Origin of the sequence: Dokdonia sp. Dokd-P16 (genome assembly GCF_003095655.1) — a bacterium.
GTDB lineage: Bacteria > Bacteroidota > Bacteroidia > Flavobacteriales > Flavobacteriaceae > Dokdonia.
The window spans coordinates 2,938,011-2,959,118 of sequence record NZ_CP029151.1; the positions used below are offsets into that span (position 1 = coordinate 2,938,011).

Genomic DNA, 21,108 nt, shown 5'->3' on the forward strand with positions numbered 1-21,108 from the left:
TGACAATCCCGCAAAATACCCTCTAATTCCTTGATATTTCTAGGGTAAGTTTCCTAAATTTAATTTTTATTGGCTCTTATATGACAAAAAAAATAAACAAAATCGCAGTGATGACCTCTGGAGGAGATGCTCCAGGGATGAATGCTGCTGTGCGTTCTGTAGTACGTACTTGTGCCTACCATAATATAGATTGTGTGGGTATCTACAGAGGTTATGATGGAATGATTGAAGGTGACTTTATTCCTCTCGATGCAAGAAGCGTACGAGGAATCATTAATAAAGGAGGAACCTTTTTAAAGTCTGCAAGATGTCAACGCTTCAGAACAGAAGATGGAAGGCAGATTGCACACAACGAGATGGTAAAAGCCGGTATAGATGCACTTGTTGTTATAGGCGGTGATGGAACGTTTACAGGAGCACTTCACTTTAGTGAAGAGTTTGATTTTCCAGTAATAGGAATCCCAGGGACTATAGATAATGATATATCTGGTACAGATCGTACTCTTGGCTATGATACGGCACTTAATACAGCAGTAGAGGCGATTGATAAAATACGTGATACTGCACACTCACACGACAGACTTTTCTTTGTAGAAGTAATGGGACGTGATGTAGGCCATATTGCTCTTAACGCTGGTGTAGGAGCAGGAGCAGAAGAAATTTTAATCCCAGAAGAAAATATGGGGATTGAAAGACTGGTAGAATCTTTACAGCGTTCTAAAATATCAGGAAAATCTTCAAGTATCGTAGTAGTTGCCGAAGGCGATAAAATAGGGAAGTCTGTTTTTGAGCTTAAAGACTATGTAGACGAGAATATGGAAGGATATGATGTAAGAGTATCTGTGCTAGGACATATGCAGCGTGGAGGCTCTCCTACGTGTTATGATCGTGTTCTTGCAAGTAGAATGGGAGTAAAAGCAGTAGAGTCGCTTCTAGAAGGTAAAAGTAACTTTATGGTGGGTACTATCCATGATATGATGGAGCTTACGCCACTTGATGAAGCAATAAAAGGAAAAAGTAAAATAAATAAAGAATTAATCCGTGTGTCAGAAATAATGACCACATAATTATAAATAGAGATAAGATGGCAAACTTGAAATTAGGAATAAACGGTTTTGGACGTATAGGACGTATTGTTTTTAGAGCAACTGTAAAGCGTGATAATGTAGATGTAGTCGCAATAAACGATCTTCTAGATGTAGAACACCTTGCATATCTTTTAAAGTATGATTCTGTACACGGTCGTTTTGATGGAACCATTGAAGTAAAAGATGGTCACCTAGTAGTAAACGGTAAAACGATACGTATTACTGCAGAGCGTGATCCTAAAAATCTTAAATGGGATGAAGTAGATACAGATGTTGTAGCAGAGTGTACAGGTATTTTTACAACACTTGATACTGCAGATTATCATATCCAAGCTGGAGCAAAAAAAGTAGTAATCTCTGCACCTTCTAAAGATGCACCTATGTTTGTAATGGGTGTAAACGATGAGAAATTAACAGCAGATCACAAGATAGTATCTAATGCTTCTTGTACAACTAACTGTCTTGCACCACTTGCAAAAATAGTAGAAGATAACTGGGGTCTTGAAGAAGGTCTTATGACTACAATCCACGCAACTACAGCAACACAACTTACAGTAGATGGTCCTTCTAAAAAGGATTACCGTGGAGGTCGTAGTGCACTTGTAAATATTGTGCCAGCTTCTACAGGAGCAGCAAAAGCAGTAGGGAAAGTATTTCCTGCGGTAGACGGTAAACTTACGGGTATGGCGTTTAGAGTTCCTACAGCAGATGTATCTGTGGTAGATCTTACAGTACGTACTAAAAAGGAAACTAGTTTAGAAGAAATCAAAGCAGCTTTCAAAAAAGCATCTGAAGGTTCTATGAAAGGGATCTTAGGATATACAGAAGAAGGAGTTGTATCTCAAGATTTTGTAAGCGATGATCGCACAAGTATTTTTGATGCAGATGCTTCTATTGAGCTTAACTCAAAGTTCTTTAAGCTAGTATCATGGTATGATAATGAGTTTGGTTACTCAAACAAACTAGTAGACCTAGCAGAAAAAATTAACGGACTATAATACCGTTATTGATAATCTAGTAGCTATTGATGTGCAATGCATCAATAGCTATTAGAATTATTTATCATACAACTATATATGCGCTCTCGTAGCGCATTATTTTCTCTTTATACACAATCTTACACACTTCTATATGATCTTAGTAGTAGATAGCGGATCCACAAAAACAGATTGGATCGCACTTTCTGATGATGGTAAACACCTCTTCCAGACTCAAACATTGGGCTTAAATCCGCAGGTATTATCACAAGAAATTTTACGTGAACGCATCGTAAATAACTTTGAACTATATAAGGATCGAAAAAAAGTAAAAGGACTTTACTTTTATGGAGCAGGTTGTGGAACTACAAAACCTCGCGAACTTATAAGAGAGGTATTTGATGAGATATTTAAGGAAGCAGATGAGATTGTAATTAAGGAAGATACATATGCTGCACTATATGCAACTGCTACAGAAGGTGAGAAGAGTGTCGTTTGTATACTAGGTACTGGTTCTAACTGTAGTTACTTTGATGGTAATGATATCATTCAAAAAGTAGTGTCACTGGGTTATGTATTAATGGATGACGCTAGTGGTAATTACTATGGAGCAGAACTCATAAGAGACTATAAGTTTGGAAAAATGCCTAAATATTTATCAGAGAAGTTTGAGACAGAATATGACCTTACCTCAGAAAATATTAAGAATCATTTATATAAAAACCCTAACCCTAATACGTATCTAGCAACTTTTGCTCGTTTTCTTATTGAAAATAAGGACGAGGATTATTGCCAAGGTGTAATAAAGAGAGGACTCTCTCTCTTTATAGAACATCAAGTAGTGCTTCAATTTCCAAATGCAAAGGATATACCAATTCACTTTGTAGGCTCTATAGGTTTCTATTTACAAGCAGAATTAAAAGAAGTGCTTAAAGGTTTTGGATTAACACCTGGTAAAATTTTAAAAAGACCTATTGATGGTTTAGTCGCTCACCACAAGCAGCACATTTTAGAAGCTTAACCGTTTGTAGCAATGTCTTTAGATTATTAAGTTAGATAGTACTGAAATAGGCTTAGCAACAGGATCAAAACCCAAAGTATTACTCGTATCCAATTATGATGTACAAGCTTTTGTAGGTCCTTATCGCTGTGTTCACTTTTTCCAATACGATTGTGAATAGGTACAAACAAGACTGCCGTAGATATCCACGTAGCAGTGACTAGTAATAAATATATACTCCCAAATAAAAATTCTTGATGTGCTATTAATACGTAGATAGCCATTCCAAGTTGCGCAAGCATTAATGGACCTACAATAACCGCTATGGCACCTGTATACTTCTGATGCCAGCGCACTAAATCTTCAGTCTTGTAATACAGAAAACTGGGGTAAATGGTGAGTTGTACCATAAGGATCAACACTACGAGCCCAAAATCAATAAGAAGTTGAAAAAGGCTTAAAGCATCTATCATGATAGTTGGTTTTTGCTTTTAAAATTTTTTAGCGTAGCTGCTAGAAGTCTTTTCTATAAGTTCTTCTACGTTTATGGAGAATATGTTCGTAGTTTTTCCACAGCTGCTGTATTGCTTTGTTTTCCTCTAGCTCAGGATTTGTCTCTACTTGAGTAATCCCTCGCTTATTGAAAAGCTCTTGCATTTTTTGGAAGATTACCGCAGTAACTCCTTTGTTTTGATATTCTGGATCAATACCTATGAGATAGAACGCAGCAGTGTCATTTCGTTTTTTCGCTTTAAGCAAGTGATAAAAACCAAAAGGAAATAAACTTCCATTAGCCTTCTTAAGTGCTTCATTAAAAGAGGGCATAGTGATCGCAAATGCAACTAGTTTTCCATCTTTATCTTGCACACACTTAATAAAATCAGGATGTATGTACTTGATGTACTTTTCCTTATAATGATCAATCTGGTACTGCTGTATGGGAACAAACGTACTTAGCTTGTCATAAGTTTTGTTAAGCAAGCCAAACATCTCATTTACATAAGGCTTTACATCTGCAGAGGTTTTAAACTCTAACGGACTAAGCTCATATCTCTTTGCAATGATATCTGCAAACTTCTTAACCTTTGGATTTTGTGCTTCTGGCGGATCAATTTGTATTTTAAACTCTACCCATTCGGCAGCTTTTTCAAAGCCTAGTTGTTCAAAGTGATCTTTGTAGTATGGGAAGTTATACCAAGTAATCATGGTATTCATATACTCATAACCTTCTACAAGTAATCCTGCTTTTTCCATATTAGAAAATCCTACCGGACCTTCTATAAACTCGAGATTATTCTCTTTTCCTATTTCGGTAACCTTAGCAAGCAGTGCCTTGGTTACTTCGATATCATCAATAGCGTCAAACCATCCAAAACGCATTTTCGGTTTCCCTTGCTCTTTAATTTCAATGGCATTAATGATTGCACATATTCTTCCCACTACCTCTTCTTTTCCATTTTCCGCTTTCGCGAAAGCAAGAAAGTAACGAGCTGTGGCATTTTTGAAAACTGGATTTTTTGCTGGATCCATACTATCTAGCTCATCTGCCACGATAGGAGGTACCCATTTAGGTTCATTTTTATATAGGGAAAATGGGAACTTTACAAATTGTTTAAGTTCTCTAGGGGTTGACATTTCCTTAAGAGTAATCATCGATTGCATTTAGGGGAGTTAGTTTGTATCGTTGCTTTGACCATCTGGATCTACAGCATCCTTACGTTTCTTTTTATTTATGCGCTTTGCTTGTCTTTTAGATGAACTGTTCTTATCATCAGCCGCATTTTTATCTTCTATAATTTCGTCTTTCTCGTGTAGGTCTAATCGGTATGATACTCCTGCCGAAACGTTCCATCGAGTTGGTGTGTCCTTAAAATTTACAAGACCGCCTAAGTCAACTTGTAAATCCTTTGTAATTAAATATGCAGCTCCAGCTCTCACAATATAATCGGCATATAAATCGCCACTTATAAGTTGGTACTCTGCAAAACCAGCAAACTTCTCATTGAAGGAGTGTGTAAGCGTAGTAATCCATGAGTTTGTAGGAAATTCAGTGCCTACTCTGTCTAAAATGATATTATTTACCCATACCCAACGACCCCAGTTGTGCTGTAATAGTAAAGCGATATTAGGACTAATTCCGTCCTCTCTTACTGTATTGAACTGGCTATTTGTAAAGTCAAAAACACCGGCTGCATAAACACTTACTGCTGGAATTAATGTTTTCCACTTAAAGCGGTTATTTGCATGGTAACTGTATAGATTTACCTCGTCTTGAGCGTATTTATAAGGATCATAGACTAAATATTTTGCTCCTATTTGTACCGTTTCTAATCCAGAAATAGGGTCTAATGGAGCAGATCCAGAAGTAAAGGAAACCTCGTTACGTTGATAACGCATAAGCCCGTTTAATTCCAGATTTTCAAAAAACAAACCATATCTCAAATTAAGATTATAGCCTATTATGTCTGTGTCTGTTTGTAATAAAGAGTGAGTGTCGTTACCTATATCAAAACCTGTCTCTACTTGTAAAACTCGAGTGCCTACGCTAAAAGCGCCTTGCGATTCTCCAGGCCTATTTGAATTAATAGTCTCAGTATATTGAGCTGTAGCCGAGGCAACGACTGCAAAGTATATGAAGATTGAGGTTAAAAAACGCAACGTATGCATAGGTTTGTAGGTTAGTAAATCAAATATAGGAGAATTTATCTTTTTTTTAAGCTTATACGGGCTATTGTTGCGATTCATAATTACTAATTTTGTTTAAAAGCTACTTTTATGCTCTTAGTTGCAGAAATTCCTAGTTTCCTAAAAACCTTAGCCATTATATTGATGGTGTATTTTGGGTTGCGCTTCTTAGGTAAATTACTTTGGCCTTATCTCGTAAAATATATTACAAAAAAAGCGGGGCAGAAGATGGAAAACGCCTTTAAAGGTTTCCAGCAGCAAGCACAACAAACACAACGACCTACAGCTCAAACTAAAGATGTGCCTAAAAAGGCTTCAAAAGTGGTAGGTGAGTATGTAGACTATGAAGAAATAGACTAATCTTCTTTTTGTCTACGATTCCAAAAAATTACATTTCAATTTTTAAATTCTAGTTCGGTTTCAAGGTGGTAAGGACTTATCTTCGCGCTATGTCTACACTTGTTCAAATAAACGTACTCCCACACCAAGCAGAAGATGATGATTACATCGCAGAAGTTGCCTTTAAAAAAGCGCGACTCAGAGCAGATGATGTAAGAGAATGGGATATACGTAAGCGTTCTATAGATGCTCGCAAATCTCCAGTGAAAGTCTCCCTACAAATAGAATTCTGGAAAAATGGTGAGGAGCGACCACAAATTCCTCCTTTTGTACCTCAAGACGTTTCAAATGCAAAGGAAATCGCAATTATAGGTGCTGGTCCCGCAGGATTATATGCTGCGCTACGTGCCGTAGAAGGTGGATTAAAACCTATCGTATTTGAGCGAGGAAAAGATGTACGTGCAAGAAGACGCGATCTAGCAGCTATCAATAAGGAACATATTGTAAATCCAGATTCCAACTATTGTTTTGGAGAAGGAGGAGCAGGAACATATTCTGATGGAAAATTATATACACGTTCAAAAAAACGGGGTAACGTACTAAAAGCACTTGAGTGGTTTGTACATTTTGGTGCAGTGGAAGATATCTTAGTAGACGCGCATCCACATATAGGGACTAATAAATTACCTAAAATCATTACTGCGATGCGTGAAGCCATCATCCAGTATGGTGGAGAGGTGAGATTTGATACTAAACTTACAGATCTCAAAATTGAAGATAGTGCCATTACAGCAATACAAGTTAATGATACCGATTGGCTCAATTTTGATAATGTAATTCTTGCGACCGGTCATTCTGCACGAGATATATTTTACTTACTTCATAAACGTAACATTAAAATAGAGGCAAAGCCGTTTGCTATAGGTGTTCGCATTGAGCACCAGCAGGAGCTTATAGATGATATACAGTATCACTCAGATGGAGATAACCCATATTTACCACCAGCTTCTTATAGCCTAGTACAGCAGGTTGATGGACTAGGAGTGTACTCTTTCTGTATGTGTCCTGGCGGAATTATAGCACCTTGTGCTACAGATCAAGAAGAGATTGTAACTAATGGATGGAGCCCGTCAAAACGTGATAATCCATATGCAAACTCAGGAATTGTGGTAAGTGTAACTCCAGAAGATTTACCTAATTATATAGAAGGAAATCCTTTTGTGTGTTTAGATTTTCAAAAGTCGGTAGAGCGTGCATGTTGGGAGGCGGCAGGAAAAACACAAGCTGCTCCTGCACAACGTATGCGTGATTTTATAGATGGTCGTGTGTCAAAAGACTTTCCTAAAACCTCCTACCAACCAGGAATTGTAGCGGTAGATCTCAATAAGGTCTTACCAGATTTAATTGCAAAACGATTAAAGAAAGCGTTCTTAGGTTTTGGACGCAAGATGCAAGGCTACCTCACTAATGATGCAGTCATACACGCTCCTGAGAGTCGTACATCATCTCCAGTTTCTATTCCTCGAGATTGGGAAACACTTGAGCATATAGAGATTAAAGGATTATATCCATGTGGTGAAGGTGCTGGATATGCTGGAGGGATTATATCTGCTGCGATAGACGGCATAAACTGTGTAGATAAAATTGTTGCAAAACAAGAAGCGCAGTAGTAGATGTCGTTGAATCTTGTTGACAAGTAAATTATAAAATCATCACTTAATTGTCGCTTCTAGTTGTGATACAACAATTGAAACTGCTATTTTTACTTAGTGAATGAGAATGTAAAAATTATTGAGTGTCCTCGTGACGCGATGCAAGGTATAAAAGACTGGATTCCTACGGAGTCTAAGGTTCAATATATTCAATCATTATTACGCTGTGGTTTTGACACCATAGACGTAGGTAGTTTTGTGTCGCCTAAGGCGATACCTCAAATGCAGGACTCTGCAGAGGTATTACACAGTCTTGACCTATCAAAAACAGATAGTAAGTTACTTTCTATTGTAGCAAACTTGCGTGGTGCGCAAGATGCGGTACAGCATGAAATGGTAGATTATCTAGGTTATCCATTTTCTATCTCAGAGAACTTCCAGATGCGTAACACGCATAAAACAATCGCACAATCTGTAGATTTATTGAAAGATATTATAGAGCTCGCTTCTTCTAAGAATAAAGAGCTCGTTGTCTATATTTCTATGGGATTTGGTAATCCTTATGGAGATCCATGGAATGTGGATATCGTAGGGGAGTGGGCAGAGAAGCTCAGCAGTATGGGAGTAAAAATACTTTCACTATCAGATACTGTTGGTACCTCAGATGCAGAGACGATTGATTATCTTTTTTCTAATCTCATTAAGCGTTATCCAGAAGTAGAATTTGGCGCTCATCTTCATACAACGCCAACAACTTGGCATGAGAAAGTTGATGCCGCTTATAAAGCTGGTTGTCGCAGATTTGATGGTGCAATTCAAGGTTTTGGAGGTTGCCCTATGGCAGCAGATGATCTTACGGGTAACATGCCTACAGAGAAACTCGTTTCATATTTTGCCTCTGTAAAGGCAAATGATAACGTGAATGCAATGAGTTTTGAAAGTAGCTACAACGAAGCTTTAAAAATCTTTCAGAAGTACCACTAATATTTCTTTTACGCTTTCGCGAAAGCGTACCTCAACAACCTATAATCTTATATGACGAGGAGTCCTGCTTCTCGCAGACTTAGCATAGCCTTCGAATACCAGAATAACTCAAAATTTTCTTGCGTTTCCTCATATGAAGTCTTGAGTGCTGCGTAAGTCGGTAACTTATCTTGATTTGGGCTCGCGATTTCTAGCATATCAATTAGCCAAAGTGCATCCTGAGTATCTACCGTAATTTGTGTAGTTCCTGTTTGATCGTGAAATGTAAGTTCTGTGAGTTCGCGTTTTTTCTTCTTAAATGTTCTCTGCGTGGGAGCAAAACCAAGCCAGAGAATTCTAGAGGTAGATTTTGTGCTTAACTGCAATTCGTCTTGAAGGCTATCTTCTATCACATGCGGGTGTATGATTGTGCGAGGAACCTCAAAGTCAAACCATTCTTGCAAGCCTTCATCAAATCCAATACCGTGCATGTAATTGAATAGTGATTTCTTAAGTCCGTAACTGAATTTGCTATGGTCTATTCCTGTGCTATCACTAAAGTCCACATCATTATTTGCAAAGGTAATCTCATTGTAATGTGGAGTTACTCCGTAGCTCTCCGGGTCTTTGCCTACAGGGCTGTGTGTGGTAAGTGCAAATTGGTGCCAGAATCCTGATTGTATAATGCCTAACTCAAAAAGCTGGCGCACCATCTCAAGACTATCTATCGTTTCTTGCTCGGTTTGAGTAGGATACCCATACATCAAGTAGGAGTGCACCATAATATCTGCCTCTGTAAAGTTGAGTGTGACTTGAGCAACTTGTGCAACAGTTACTCCTTTATCGATAAGTTTTAATAGTCTATCTGAAGCGACTTCCAGTCCGCCAGAAACGGCAATACAACCAGAGGCTTTAAGGAGTCTACATAAGTCTTTAGTGAAGTTTTTTTCAAACCTGATGTTTGTCCACCAGGTGACCACCAGTTCACGTTTGATTATTTCTAGCGCAAGGGCTTTCATTAATGCTGGTGGTGCGGCTTCATCCACAAAGTGGAAACCAGTTTCTCCTGTTTGTGCTACAAGCGCTTCCATACGATCTACGAGAATACTCGCAGCGATGGGCTCGTAAATTTTTATATAATCTAACGAAATATCACAAAAGGTACATTTACCCCAATAGCAACCATGCGCCATGGTTAGTTTGTTCCAGCGTCCATCACTCCACAAACTGTGCATAGGATTTGCAATCTCAATCACAGAGACATACTGATCAAGCAATAAATCTGAATAGTCGGGAGTGCCGAGATATGCTTGTTTATAATCTTGACGGAGCGTGTTATTCTTGTAAACAACTTCACCATTTTCTAGAATGAATGTGCGCTTATAGGTAGGGTTTTCAACGTTTTGAACAACATCTTCTACAAGAAGTTCTACTGGAAGTTCGCCATCATCTAAGGTGATGTAATCTATAAATTCAAAGACTCTTGTGTCTTTTAATTCTCGTAATTCTGTATTAGGGAAACCACCTCCCATAGCCACTTTGACTGATGGATAGTGTTCTTTAATCCACTGCCCACATCTAAAAGCGCTGTATAGATTTCCTGGAAATGGAACCGACAGTAATATTAGTTTTGGTACGCTTTCGCGAAAGCGTGCTTCTAAAATCTCTATAGTAATCTCATCTACAATAGTGAGGTCATCTTGTAGCGAGGTATATAATTCATCAAAAGAGTTTGCACTCTGACCCAAACGCTCTGCATAGCGACTAAACCCAAAATTAGGATCAATACACTCCACAATAAAATCTGAGAGATCTTCTAGAAAAAGTGTGGCAAGGTGTTTTGCTTTGTCTTGCATTCCCATCTCACCAAAAGCCCACTCCATATCATCTAGCTGATCAAATCGAGAAGCACGTGGTAAGAAGTTGCCCGTGCATATTTGCCTAGCGATGGTTTGATTATGTCCTTGTAAAAAGGAAACAACCTCATCAAGTAGCTTTATATATGTATCTCGCATAGCGTAGATACGCTTGCAATTATCTGAAACAATCGTGTCATGCTCGTGAGCAATCTCAAACAGCCTTGTAAATTCCTTTGCCGAAAATAGTTGCAAAATCACCTCTATACCAAGATCCATCTGGAATGATGAGATATCCTTAGTGTTTAAAAACCCTTTAATATATGCCGTAGCAGGATAAGGGGTGTTGAGTTGCGTAAATGGCGGAGTGATGAGTAAAATATCTTTCAAAAAGAATGCTTTTTCTAACGGGGCATAAAGATACTTGAATTACCCCACACTATTGATATGGGTAACGTGACACTTTAAAAGTAAGCCGACTTATTGCGGATTTATCTCCATGTATTTTTTGAGCATCTCATTCGTCTTTTTTTGAATCGAGTTACGCATAAATCCTGACCATCCTAACAAGAAACCTGGTGCGCCTAGTGCTTGTTTAGTCCAGCTATACATATCAAAAGTATCGTGATGTTCTATGATTTTACCATCCTTAAATGTAAAATTTGCAGTCACATGATTTACAACGGGACGTTTTTTTGGTCCGTATGGATAACGGGCTGTCCACTGCGCACTTCCAGTGGTGGCTGTGGTTTTAATGTTACTATAGCTCACTTTATTGGCTCCTTTTCCACGCTCGATAAGCATGTGCCACATGGCTTTTGCTTTTTTTCCATGTAAGGTTCCAAACGCAGGATCAGAAAAAATAATGTCATCATGATAGCATTCGGTCATTCCTGCAGCATCTCCATTAGTAAACGCTTTGTAAAATGTTTCAATAAGAGTGTTGTGGTTCACGAGCTACAATTTTTTGGTTTCAAGTAGATGCTATGGCAATCATTCCAGTAATAGCATGTTTGTATATAAAAGATGGGTACACTTTCGCGAAAGCGTACCCATTATTTTAATTAATCCATTCCTCCTTTACGAGTAGGGGATTTAGTAGTAGGCCATTCACCAGGCTCTCCAGAACGACGATCTATAGGTAATACTGCTCGCTCACGAGATGTAAACTCTGGATCTTCACTAGCCATATACGTTAATATTGCTGTAAGAATTACGTTGTTTTGTATATCGTCAAAAACAATTTTATCATAGGTGTCACGGTTGGTGTGCCATGTGTAGTTCCAGTAAGACCAGTTAAGGCTGCTTAGGCTAAATCCTGGTGCACCAGCTGCTTGAAAGGATGCATAATCAGATCCTCCACGTGCAGGAGCTCCTGGAAATGTCGTCTCAATCTCATCTGTAATTTCGTTTGGCACTGCATTAAGCCATCTATTCAAATAGTCGTAGCTTCTTAAAAATCCGCCACCATTAAGGCGTACTACACGTCCAGTACCGTTATCCTGATTAAAAGATGCTTGGACCTTAGCAACAATCTCTGGATGATCTTCTACAAAAGCTCTTGATCCATTAAGACCTTGCTCTTCACTTCCCCAGTGACCTACTAGGATGGTACGTTTTGGGTTAGGGTAGATTTTCTTTAGAATACGCATAGCCTCCATCATTACTAGCGTTCCTGTACCGTTGTCTGTCGCTCCAGTACCACCATCCCAAGAATCAAAATGCGCCGAAAGTATTACATATTCCTCTGGTTTTTCGGTTCCTTTTATTTCTGCAATGGTATTGAAAGCAGGTACAGCCCCAAGTTCTTTTGAAATGGCTGTGATATTAATTTTTGGTGTATGTCCAGACTCAGCAAGTCGGTATAGCATTCCATAATCCTCTAGTTCTAAATCTACGGTTGGGATTTTCTTCGTACGTGCACTAAAGATTTTATTCACACCAAAACCTCTTGACCAGTTTGAAGTTACAATACCCACAGCTCCAGCATTTTCTAGTGCTTCTGGCAATCCTCTGTTAGTAAATCCTGTACGTTGTATGTTATCATTCCATAGGTTAGAAAGCGAGTCGCGTTGTCTTTTCATTTTGGCAAAAGACTTTTCGGTTGCAAACTCTTCCCAGTTGTAATCTGGTCGTCCTGTGATTTGTGGCATAGAAAGGAGTACAATTTTTCCTTTTACATTTTTAAGCCATTTTTCAAAATCTTTAGCATCTTTTACAGTAGGTAAGGTGATTACCTCTGCAGTAACTCCTTCTTTTGAGGTACTAGGATTCCATGCGAGTTGTGTACCGCGCAAACTTTGTACACGTGGTTCTAGCATATCTATGTGTGAGATACCACGTTCCCAGCCGCGCCATTCTCCATACTGCTCATTTCTTGCTTCAATTCCCCAAGATTTATATTGTGCCACTGCCCAGTCATTGGCAGCTTGCATTTGCGGGGTTCCTACGAGTCTAGGTCCTAATACATCTGTAATTTCATGTGCTAGTGTTTCTAGCTGCGAGTTGGTGGTGGCTTCTTTAATAAGCGCCTGTACTGTTGGATTGTCCTTTTGGGCAAATAGCGAAGTGCTTAATACAAGTCCTAGCGCTAGCGTGCTGTATTTTAATTTCATTTGGATTGGTTTTTAAGATGGTAAAAAATACGAATGAATATTAGATTGAGAGCAAGATGACTCACAATAAAGTGATTTCTCAGTCATAGTGCATCAATAACCACATGATTATCTATAGATAATAGAAATCGTCAAATACTTGACATCCTAAACATACCTCTAAATTTCCCTTCAAAGGGAGACTATTAATTTGGTAACCTACAAAAGGAACGATGGATAACGAATTAAGAAAATTCTTATCAAAACTAGTCGAATCTTATCTTATGCTATAGTAGCAGACTAACTTGTATAAAATTAATCAGTTAGCTTAATCTCTACCTCGTTACAAGTTCATTATCATCTTTTTTACACCATTAGAAACATGAGTAATTGTAAATGAGTGATCTGTGAGATTTGCTTGTAGTGTGGCGGTTTCTGTATCGCTTTTCCAGCTAATTTCTAATTTTCCATTATCATGACTAGCTATCGCCATATCGCCAGAAAATGCAGTAGATGTATTACGCAAGCGCAGCATGTCTAATTGTAATAATACGACTTGTTTTTCTAGTCCGCGCTCAATGTCTTCTTGTGTTAATGTTGTTCTATTAATTTCTTTATGACCTCCAGTACCAGCAGCGTCTGCCGCCTCATAATCATTCTTTCCTGCAAAAAGGTCTAGATACCAAACCTGCGGGATTCCAGGCATAAATATTTGTAAAGCACGAGCAAGTAGAAGCTTGCGGTCATCTTCGCCTAAGGCGCTGTAAAACGTAGCGTTTACTTGATAGTAGGAGATTTTATTCCCTTCGGGATCATAGATATTCTTTACACGTCCGCCACGATCTAATATCGTTTCAATAATGTGTTCAATTTCGGCGTCTTTGAGCAGTCCTGGATGGTTGTTTCCTTGAGCATCTGTAATTCCTTTAAGGTCGAGTACGGGAATCCCGTCATGGCAACCTAGCATATTTACGGTTTTATAACCTTTTGCAATAACTTCTTGTGCCCATTTTATAAAAGCTGCAGTGTCTCCAGTTTCAATGGTGTGAATAACAAGCCCAGGGAAAAAGAAGTCATAGATTTGGTATCCTTCAGAAGCTACTTCGTCGTGTAGGCCTAATCCATATTCTGAGTGAATTTCTGGCAATAAAGTAAGATCATATTTTTGAGCAATCTGGTTGATACGCTCTAGATATGTCCACGTACCTGGTTTGTTGAAAAAGTTAGTTTCGCCCACTTCTTTATGCAAATAAGCAAAGGCATCAAGACGCAAGATTTTACAACCAAAATCGGCTACTTTTTTTAGTGTTTCATCATAAAAATCCCACACCATTTCCGAGTTTCCATTCACATCCATTTGCCCTAGGTAAGAACGTTGTTGCTCTATCATCTGTAAAAGCTTAGGTAGGTGAGGTGTTACGCTTTCGCGAAAGCGCACTTCAGAAATATCAAATCCACCAGCAATCGCATTATTTACGAGCGCTACGGTATCCTTTTTATCTTCTTCTGACAGTTCGTTTAAAGTTTCTAAGTCTTCAACTGTTATCGCGTGATACGTAATTTGCTGATAGAAAGTATTCCAGTATGGACGTTCTGTACCATCGGGAAATAACACTTTAAGCACAGGCAGACCTGGCTTGCGCATAAATAATTTATTGAGATGTTCCTTTTTGGGAACTGCTACGCCGTTGTTGTAAGAAGCTGTGTTGCCCTCCCAGAAGGCATTCCAATCAATAAAAAAGTCTTTGTATGGTGATGCATCACCCTTTTCTAGAATATCCTTAAACTGTGGTGAGCCTACAGATAGGTGATTAAGTACAATGTCAAACTTAAGCATGACATCTAGTTTTTTAAGCGCATCGAGATCCTCTTGCGAGACAAGCTCTGTATTGATGTTGTAATCAACAATCGAAAATCCGCGATCTAGGTCGCTATTAAAAAATGTAGGTAAGACGTAAAATAGGGAGAATACATCCTGTAATTCTGGGCGTTGCAGTAAAGCTACGGTATCGCTTAATTTTTTTCCTATACTATCTGGGTATGCATTAAGCATTACACCGTTTGGGATTGTTGACTTCATAGTGGATAATAGATTATGAAATCTAAAAATAACAAAATAGACAGAAGAAAACGCGGCTATGAACTTCTTATATGAAAATTACTGCGCTCTGCGTTGTGCAGCGATAATTTCGCCAACGGCTTGTTTATATTTTACAGGATTTCCAGCCTTTTTAATGGCTTTGTACACCTTTTGCGGATTGTGAGTAGACTGAGAGAAAAACTCCCAGAAACCTAGCATTTTCATCTTGATAGGTGTAGGACCAGAAAGGGCAGCATCATATTGCTCGTAAATGGTATCGTGAAAAGCTCTAAAAGTTTCCCATCGCTTTGCAGGATACTCCGTCGTATCTGCTTTAATCATGCTTGGCAAAAACGGATCTGCAATGAGACCTCTACCTATCATAAAATGCTCGATAGAAGGAAATAGTTCGCGCATTTTTCTAAACTGCTCGACGCTTGTAATATCACCATTGTAGTATAGGGTGTGTTTTGCAACGTCTATACATTTCTGGAAACTTTCAAGATCAACGCCACCTTTATACAGCTGTTTACCAAGTCGCGCATGAATAGCCACATTTTTAAGCGGATATTTATCTAGCACTTTAAAAGATTCTAAAATCTCATTTGGGCTCTCATAACCTAGGCGCATTTTCATAGAGATGGTCACATTAGACTCGCTATGTGCACGATCAAGAATGTGATCAATTTTTTCTGTGTTACAGATAAGCCCAGAACCCATTCCGCTTTTTGTAACCATCGGGTAGGGGCAACCTAAGTTCCAGTTGAGCTCCGTGTAGCCCAGTGATTCTATATATTTAATCACAAACATAAACTCATCTGCACTTGCCGTCATCACCTGTGGGATTACCTCAAGTGTAGTATTTGCCGCAGGATCAAGATCACGTTGATAAGAACCCTTTATCGCCATCTTCCCGTTGAGACGTATGTATGGCGCGTAGTAGGTGTCTATACCACCAAAAAATTGCTGTTGCGCATTACGGAATCTAAAGTCTGTAAAGCCTTGTAGTGGTGAGGAAAGAAGGGTATAAGGCATTGTTTGTATTTGGCTGCAAAGATAAATTTAAAAAGGATGGTATGAGATACGTTTTTTACGCTTTCGCGAAATGAATTCGGGACAAGTTGCGCGAAATGAAATCGGGACGAGTTGACCGAAAGCTTATTTTTTTAAAGACTAGGCTTTATCATTACGAAGCGAAAATCGATAAAACAATACAGAAGCCCCCAAGCCAACTGCCGAAAACGCAGCGAGTAGCCAGAACACAGCCTCATGACCCGCACGACCAGGCATCCCATCTAAAAAGTAGCCAATCATAGGTCCTGCAAAAATATCTGGGGTGTAGCCTATAAACGAAATAACGCCTACGGCAGTTCCCGTGAGATATAAGGGGATATTTCCTTCCTTCATGACTGCAAAATACAGCACACGCGCAGCATACACACCTACGGCTGTGATAATGATAGAGAGAAAGAATAGTAGCGTAGTTCCTTCTTGAAGCACTCCCGAAGCAAATAATATGGCACCCAAAACTGACAATATAAAACCTATCATCAAGTATACAGAAGCTCTAGATCTATCTGCTAGAAAGCCAATTACCACGCCTACTACAGGACGAATAAAAAGTAAGAACGTTCCCGTTTTGGCAGCGTCCACTTCATTGTATCCCATGACTACATTTGCGTAAAGAGAAAAGATATCGGTGATTTTGTAGCCCACATAAGCACATAAAATAATAATCATTAATAAGGGCACAGAGGGAAGTTTGAGTACCGTTTTTATGGTATTCAAAGTGATTTTTTCCTTATTTATTTCTTGAGCTTCTACATCACTTTTAAGAAAGAAGAACACAAGAATCCCAATAATTGCTACAATAGCAGAGGAGTAATAGATTACAGAAGTGAATGCCTCCGCTTGCTGTTCTGGTGATAGTTCGCTTCCATTTTCTGGAGCAAATAATGAAAAGATAAATACTCCTAACGCTCCAAAAAGCGCACCTACGAGGCCGCGACCACCATCTAGAAAGCCGAAGGCTTTCCCTTGACTTTTCTCACCACCCCAAACACGCGTTGCTTTAATCATCGCTGCCCAGAACAAGAAAATGGTCGTAAACCCCCAAAATCCATACAGTACTTGCAAAGTAACTAGTGACGGATTATTTGCATATAGCAGTCCGCCGCAGGCGGTGAGCACCAGCGCCACACCCATTAACTTACGAGGAGGAAACTTATCTGCCAGCGGACCACCAAAAAGATACGACACCAGTGCCACCAGACCATAAATTGAAAAGCAAAAACCGAGTTCTGTGTTGTTTATCTCAAATACATCAAGTACCGTCGCCCTAAATACCCTAGCCAGCACAAACGGCAATATAAAAACCGCCTCACCCGCTAGTATAAGTAATACGATATAAGTGACGGAATATTTTTGCGGTTTGGCGTCCATAGGTTGAGTGCTGGTGGTGTGTTACTCAAAGATATGGTTTTGGTGGGGATGGGGTTGGTCACTGTAAATATCTCAAATACGTTTACGCGAAATGTAGATAGATATTCTACACAATTAATTTGGCTGACTCGTTCCAAATATATTTTGGTAAAGGCTCTTCTAATTCCCAATTTATATTCATAGGTTTTGAGCCTGAGTAGTCTTTTAGTTTGCCACGTCCTATAAATACATATCCAATTGTATTCTCATATTCATCTTTGGCTTGTTCTCTTAGAAATAGAAGAATAATCTTTTCATTTTTTTGATGTTGTATATAAGATAATCCTTTACCAATATCTGGTCGGGCAGAATTTTGTGTTTGCCAGTGAAATAGTGACTCTGTTACTGCATAATCATCATACATCGTTGTTGGCGAAAAATTCTCTTCTGATTTGATAAGATTTATAAATAGAATCTCAGTGTTTAATTTTTTATTTTCAGCAGTTCCTTCTCTGTTTGAAGATTTTTTCTCAAATGTACTACTACCAAATCCTGCTAAAATTTGGTCTCTAGTGTATCGAGCATGAACTTTCAATGGTTGAACATATGGAAGAGAAATATCATATTCTTTAAAGTCTATTTTATCAATAAGAATCTCTAGAACTTCTTTCAATTCTTTAACTAATATTTTATTAGCTCCTATTTCTCTAACGCTCTCCTCTAGGTTTTTAAATCCTGCTTCTTTTTGCCAAAAATCATAATGTAGCATTAACAACATTTTCTGTTCACTCTCAGAATATTCTTCAAGTTTTATGTCAAAATTTTTCTTAGTTAAAGACAATAGAAAATTGAAATAGCTTGATGATTTGCATGACAGCCATTTTTTACCAATTGTAGAAATTATTTCTTTCTCATTAGTTTGAGGGAAATTCGGGATTTTTCCAGCAATTTGACATAGCCTTGACCAACAGCCTTTTTTATAAATGGTTTGAAGAGGAATATTTGTAAAGTCAATGAAATTGGCAAGTGTTAACTTAAGGTCAGTTTTATTATTGAAAGTTTTTATTTTTTCTATAAGTTGATTGCGGTTGAATCGTGTCGCATTTCGGATATTATTTAATATTGTTTTTTTTGCTATTTTTTCAAGAATTATAGAACAACCTAGTGGCAAGTGAGGAAACTCATCTTCTATTTCTTTGATGACAGAACTATTGGTTTTCCCAATCAAGGCTCTAAATTTATTTTCAAAATTATATTCAGGTTTTGCATTACCAACAAAGTCTAAAACAGTTAGACAATCTTTATCTTCTGAAAGCCTCAATCCCCTGCCTAGTTGTTGTAGAAAAACTGTTAAACTTTCAGTAGGTCTTAAAAATAATACCGTATCAATCTCAGGTATATCGACGCCTTCGTTAAAAATGTCAACTACGAAGAGATAATTAATAGTTTTCATTTCTAAGTCTCTACGTATTCGGATTCTCTCTATTTTGTCAGTATTTCCAGTTATAAAATTAGCACTTAAACCTGCTAGTGTAAACTTCTCCGCCATATATTGAGCGTGTTTAATTCCTGCACAAAAACATAGCGCACGCACTTCATTTATATCATTGGTATATTTTTCTAGACCACTTATTATTTCTCCTACTCGAATATCATTTTTTGTATAAATCTTTGTTAGCTCAGATGCCTTATATTTTCCTTTTTCCCAAGTAACTCCAGATAAATCTATACTATCAGAAATTCCAAAGTAGTGAAATGGACAAAGAAGTTTGTTATTGAGTGCTTCGGGTAATCTTATTTCTGCAGCTATTCTATTCCCAAAGTCTTCCTTAATATCTTCGCCGCTCATTCGTTCCGGTGTGGCGGTCAAACCTAAAAGAATTTTAGGTTTAAAATACTCAAGAATTGTTCTGTAACTAGAAGCTGTAGAATGATGACATTCGTCAATAATTATGTAATCGTAGTAATCTGGAGATAGGTCTAAAGAACTTAATTGGTTTTTTACAGTTTGTACTGAAGCGAAAACATTATTGTAGGAAGCAGGTACTTTTCCATCACCCCAAAATTCACCAAAATTTTGATCTTTTAGGACAGCTTGAAATGTTTGTAGAGACTTATGAAGAATTTCTTTTCTATGAGCTATAAATAGAAGCTTACTTGATGAATGAGTAATTTTAAATCTTTTGTAGTCAAAGGCAGCAATCATTGTTTTTCCTGTGCCAGTGGCTGCGACAACAAGGTTTTTATGCTCTTTGTGTACAGTTCGCTCAACTTCTAATTTTTCTAAAATTTCTTCCTGAAAAGGATAAGGCTTTAGATCAAAATAGGTCATCAAACTATTTGAAATATTTGGAACTCCTCCTTCTTTAAGAGCGCCGATTAATTTTTCCTGTTGCTTTTTGTCATCATAAATTTCAAAGTCTCTATTTTCCCAATAGCTATCAAAAATCTTTTCAAATTTTTCTATAATATGAGGTACTTCTTTAGTAGTTATTTTAATATTCCATTCTAAGCCATTTGTTAGTGCAGAACGAGAAAAATTTGAAGAACCTATATAAGCAGTATGAAAACCAGTGTTTCTTTTAAATAAGTATGCTTTCGCATGTAGTCGTTCATTTCCTGTATTATAAGATATTTTGATTGTAGTGTTAGGTAAATTTGACAATAATTTGATTGCTTTATAATCTGAAGCCCCCATATAGGTTGTTGTAATGATGCGCAACTGACCTCCATTAGAAACAAATCTTTTCAATGCCGGCTCCAGGATTCGTATTCCTGAAAATTTGATAAAAGACACAATTAAATCAATTTTATCTGAAGAAAGAATTTCTTTACGAATTTCACTTTCGAGTGAAATTCCCTTATTCGACCCAGTAAATAATTCACTATGAGTCAATCTCGTATATGGAGTTATTTCCGAAAGCTTCAAGTCCATGTCAGAATAATAATTATCTGCTTTGGTAAATACACCTTTTAGTATACTGCCTTCGTTCTCAATTATATCATCTTCAAAGTTTACATTTTCTAATTCATCACGAAGTAGTCTAATTATTTTATTGGCTATACTAATTTTCCTGTTAGTTTTATCTGAGTTCTTAATTAGATTAAGCGCCTGTTTAATAGAATAAAAAAGATGTCTTGAAAGTATCAGTGAAGCTTCATCTCTATCAACGGGTACTTCTTTAATATAAAAGACATCCGCATTTATTGTTTCTATTTTTGTTCTTACCAATTTAGTGATGATCTGTTCATATATACCTTCCTCCATAACTGTACGAAATAATTTGACAAAGTTTTAAAGGCTGAAATTAATGAAAATGTTTATCACAATTATGTGGTTACCCACAAATAGAGAAAATAATTTGATTTATATTAACCCACAAAAAAACCACCCAATTCCTCGGGTGGTTTTTAGTTTGTTACACTTTCGCGAAAGCGTACTTAAAAGAAATC

General features: G+C 37.7%; 16 protein-coding genes. 6 read left to right on the top strand and 10 right to left on the bottom strand.

The window, feature by feature from the left end; all coding sequences use genetic code 11:
* The first annotated feature begins 80 nt into the window (after window positions 1–80).
* The 3 genes from pfkA (at window position 81) to DCS32_RS13130 (ending at window position 3,086) form a co-directional block, all read left to right on the top strand.
* Entirely contained in the window at window positions 81–1,067 is a 987-nt protein-coding gene (gene pfkA / locus DCS32_RS13120; protein ID WP_013752329.1) for a 6-phosphofructokinase, read from the top strand.
* A 17-nt stretch (window positions 1,068–1,084) separates the two neighbouring features.
* Window positions 1,085–2,086: a type I glyceraldehyde-3-phosphate dehydrogenase gene (gene gap / locus DCS32_RS13125; protein ID WP_108878687.1), complete on the top strand. Its 1,002-nt coding sequence runs from the start codon at window positions 1,085–1,087 to the stop codon at window positions 2,084–2,086.
* Between the two features lie 133 nt (window positions 2,087–2,219).
* A complete protein-coding gene (locus DCS32_RS13130) occupies window positions 2,220–3,086 on the top strand; it encodes an N-acetylglucosamine kinase (protein ID WP_108878688.1) in 867 nt (288 codons plus the stop codon).
* Window positions 3,087–3,112: 26 nt separating this feature from the next.
* Here DCS32_RS13130 and DCS32_RS13135 read toward each other — a convergent pair whose 3' ends face one another.
* Genes DCS32_RS13135 through DCS32_RS13145 form a run of 3 tightly spaced genes read right to left on the bottom strand, consistent with a single transcriptional unit; the run spans window position 3,113 to window position 5,810 of the window.
* On the bottom strand, window positions 3,113–3,538 hold the full coding sequence (locus DCS32_RS13135) for a hypothetical protein (RefSeq protein ID WP_108878689.1): 426 nt from the start codon (window positions 3,536–3,538) through the stop codon (window positions 3,113–3,115).
* Between the two features lie 40 nt (window positions 3,539–3,578).
* Window positions 3,579–4,718, bottom strand: coding sequence for a GNAT family N-acetyltransferase (locus DCS32_RS13140; RefSeq protein ID WP_108878690.1), 1,140 nt, complete (start codon window positions 4,716–4,718; stop codon window positions 3,579–3,581).
* An 18-nt stretch (window positions 4,719–4,736) separates the two neighbouring features.
* Window positions 4,737–5,810, bottom strand: coding sequence for a transporter (locus tag DCS32_RS13145; protein ID WP_108878691.1), 1,074 nt, complete (start codon window positions 5,808–5,810; stop codon window positions 4,737–4,739).
* Between the two features lie 30 nt (window positions 5,811–5,840).
* On the opposite strand from DCS32_RS13145, the gene DCS32_RS13150 reads away from it, so the two are divergent.
* The 3 genes from DCS32_RS13150 (at window position 5,841) to DCS32_RS13160 (ending at window position 8,725) form a co-directional block, all read left to right on the top strand.
* Complete coding sequence (locus tag DCS32_RS13150; protein WP_108878692.1) at window positions 5,841–6,110, top strand: DUF4834 domain-containing protein; 270 nt, start codon at window positions 5,841–5,843, stop codon at window positions 6,108–6,110.
* An 89-nt stretch (window positions 6,111–6,199) separates the two neighbouring features.
* Entirely contained in the window at window positions 6,200–7,759 is a 1,560-nt protein-coding gene (locus tag DCS32_RS13155; protein WP_108878693.1) for an NAD(P)/FAD-dependent oxidoreductase, read from the top strand.
* Between the two features lie 99 nt (window positions 7,760–7,858).
* Window positions 7,859–8,725 (top strand): hydroxymethylglutaryl-CoA lyase, encoded by an 867-nt coding sequence (locus tag DCS32_RS13160; protein WP_108878694.1) that lies wholly within the window; start codon window positions 7,859–7,861, stop codon window positions 8,723–8,725.
* A 47-nt stretch (window positions 8,726–8,772) separates the two neighbouring features.
* Here the strand turns inward: DCS32_RS13160 and DCS32_RS13165 are convergent, their stop codons facing one another.
* The 7 genes from DCS32_RS13165 to DCS32_RS13195 form a co-directional block, all read right to left on the bottom strand.
* On the bottom strand, window positions 8,773–10,950 hold the full coding sequence (locus tag DCS32_RS13165) for a B12-binding domain-containing radical SAM protein (RefSeq protein ID WP_108878695.1): 2,178 nt from the start codon (window positions 10,948–10,950) through the stop codon (window positions 8,773–8,775).
* Between the two features lie 90 nt (window positions 10,951–11,040).
* Window positions 11,041–11,514 carry a nuclear transport factor 2 family protein gene (locus tag DCS32_RS13170; RefSeq protein ID WP_108878696.1) on the bottom strand — a complete coding sequence of 158 codons (474 nt, stop codon included), beginning with the start codon at window positions 11,512–11,514 and terminating at the stop codon, window positions 11,041–11,043.
* A gap of 110 nt (window positions 11,515–11,624) precedes the next feature.
* On the bottom strand, window positions 11,625–13,175 hold the full coding sequence (locus DCS32_RS13175) for a M20/M25/M40 family metallo-hydrolase (protein ID WP_108878697.1): 1,551 nt from the start codon (window positions 13,173–13,175) through the stop codon (window positions 11,625–11,627).
* Between the two features lie 322 nt (window positions 13,176–13,497).
* Entirely contained in the window at window positions 13,498–15,234 is a 1,737-nt protein-coding gene (locus tag DCS32_RS13180) for an alpha-amylase family glycosyl hydrolase (RefSeq protein ID WP_108878698.1), read from the bottom strand.
* 78 nt (window positions 15,235–15,312) lie between these two features.
* Entirely contained in the window at window positions 15,313–16,269 is a 957-nt protein-coding gene (locus tag DCS32_RS13185) for a tRNA dihydrouridine synthase (protein WP_108878699.1), read from the bottom strand.
* Window positions 16,270–16,407: 138 nt separating this feature from the next.
* Window positions 16,408–17,676 carry an MFS transporter gene (locus tag DCS32_RS13190; RefSeq protein WP_108878700.1) on the bottom strand — a complete coding sequence of 423 codons (1,269 nt, stop codon included), beginning with the start codon at window positions 17,674–17,676 and terminating at the stop codon, window positions 16,408–16,410.
* A gap of 106 nt (window positions 17,677–17,782) precedes the next feature.
* A complete protein-coding gene (locus DCS32_RS13195; protein WP_108878701.1) occupies window positions 17,783–20,923 on the bottom strand; it encodes a DEAD/DEAH box helicase in 3,141 nt (1,046 codons plus the stop codon).
* Window positions 20,924–21,108: the final 185 nt, after the last annotated feature.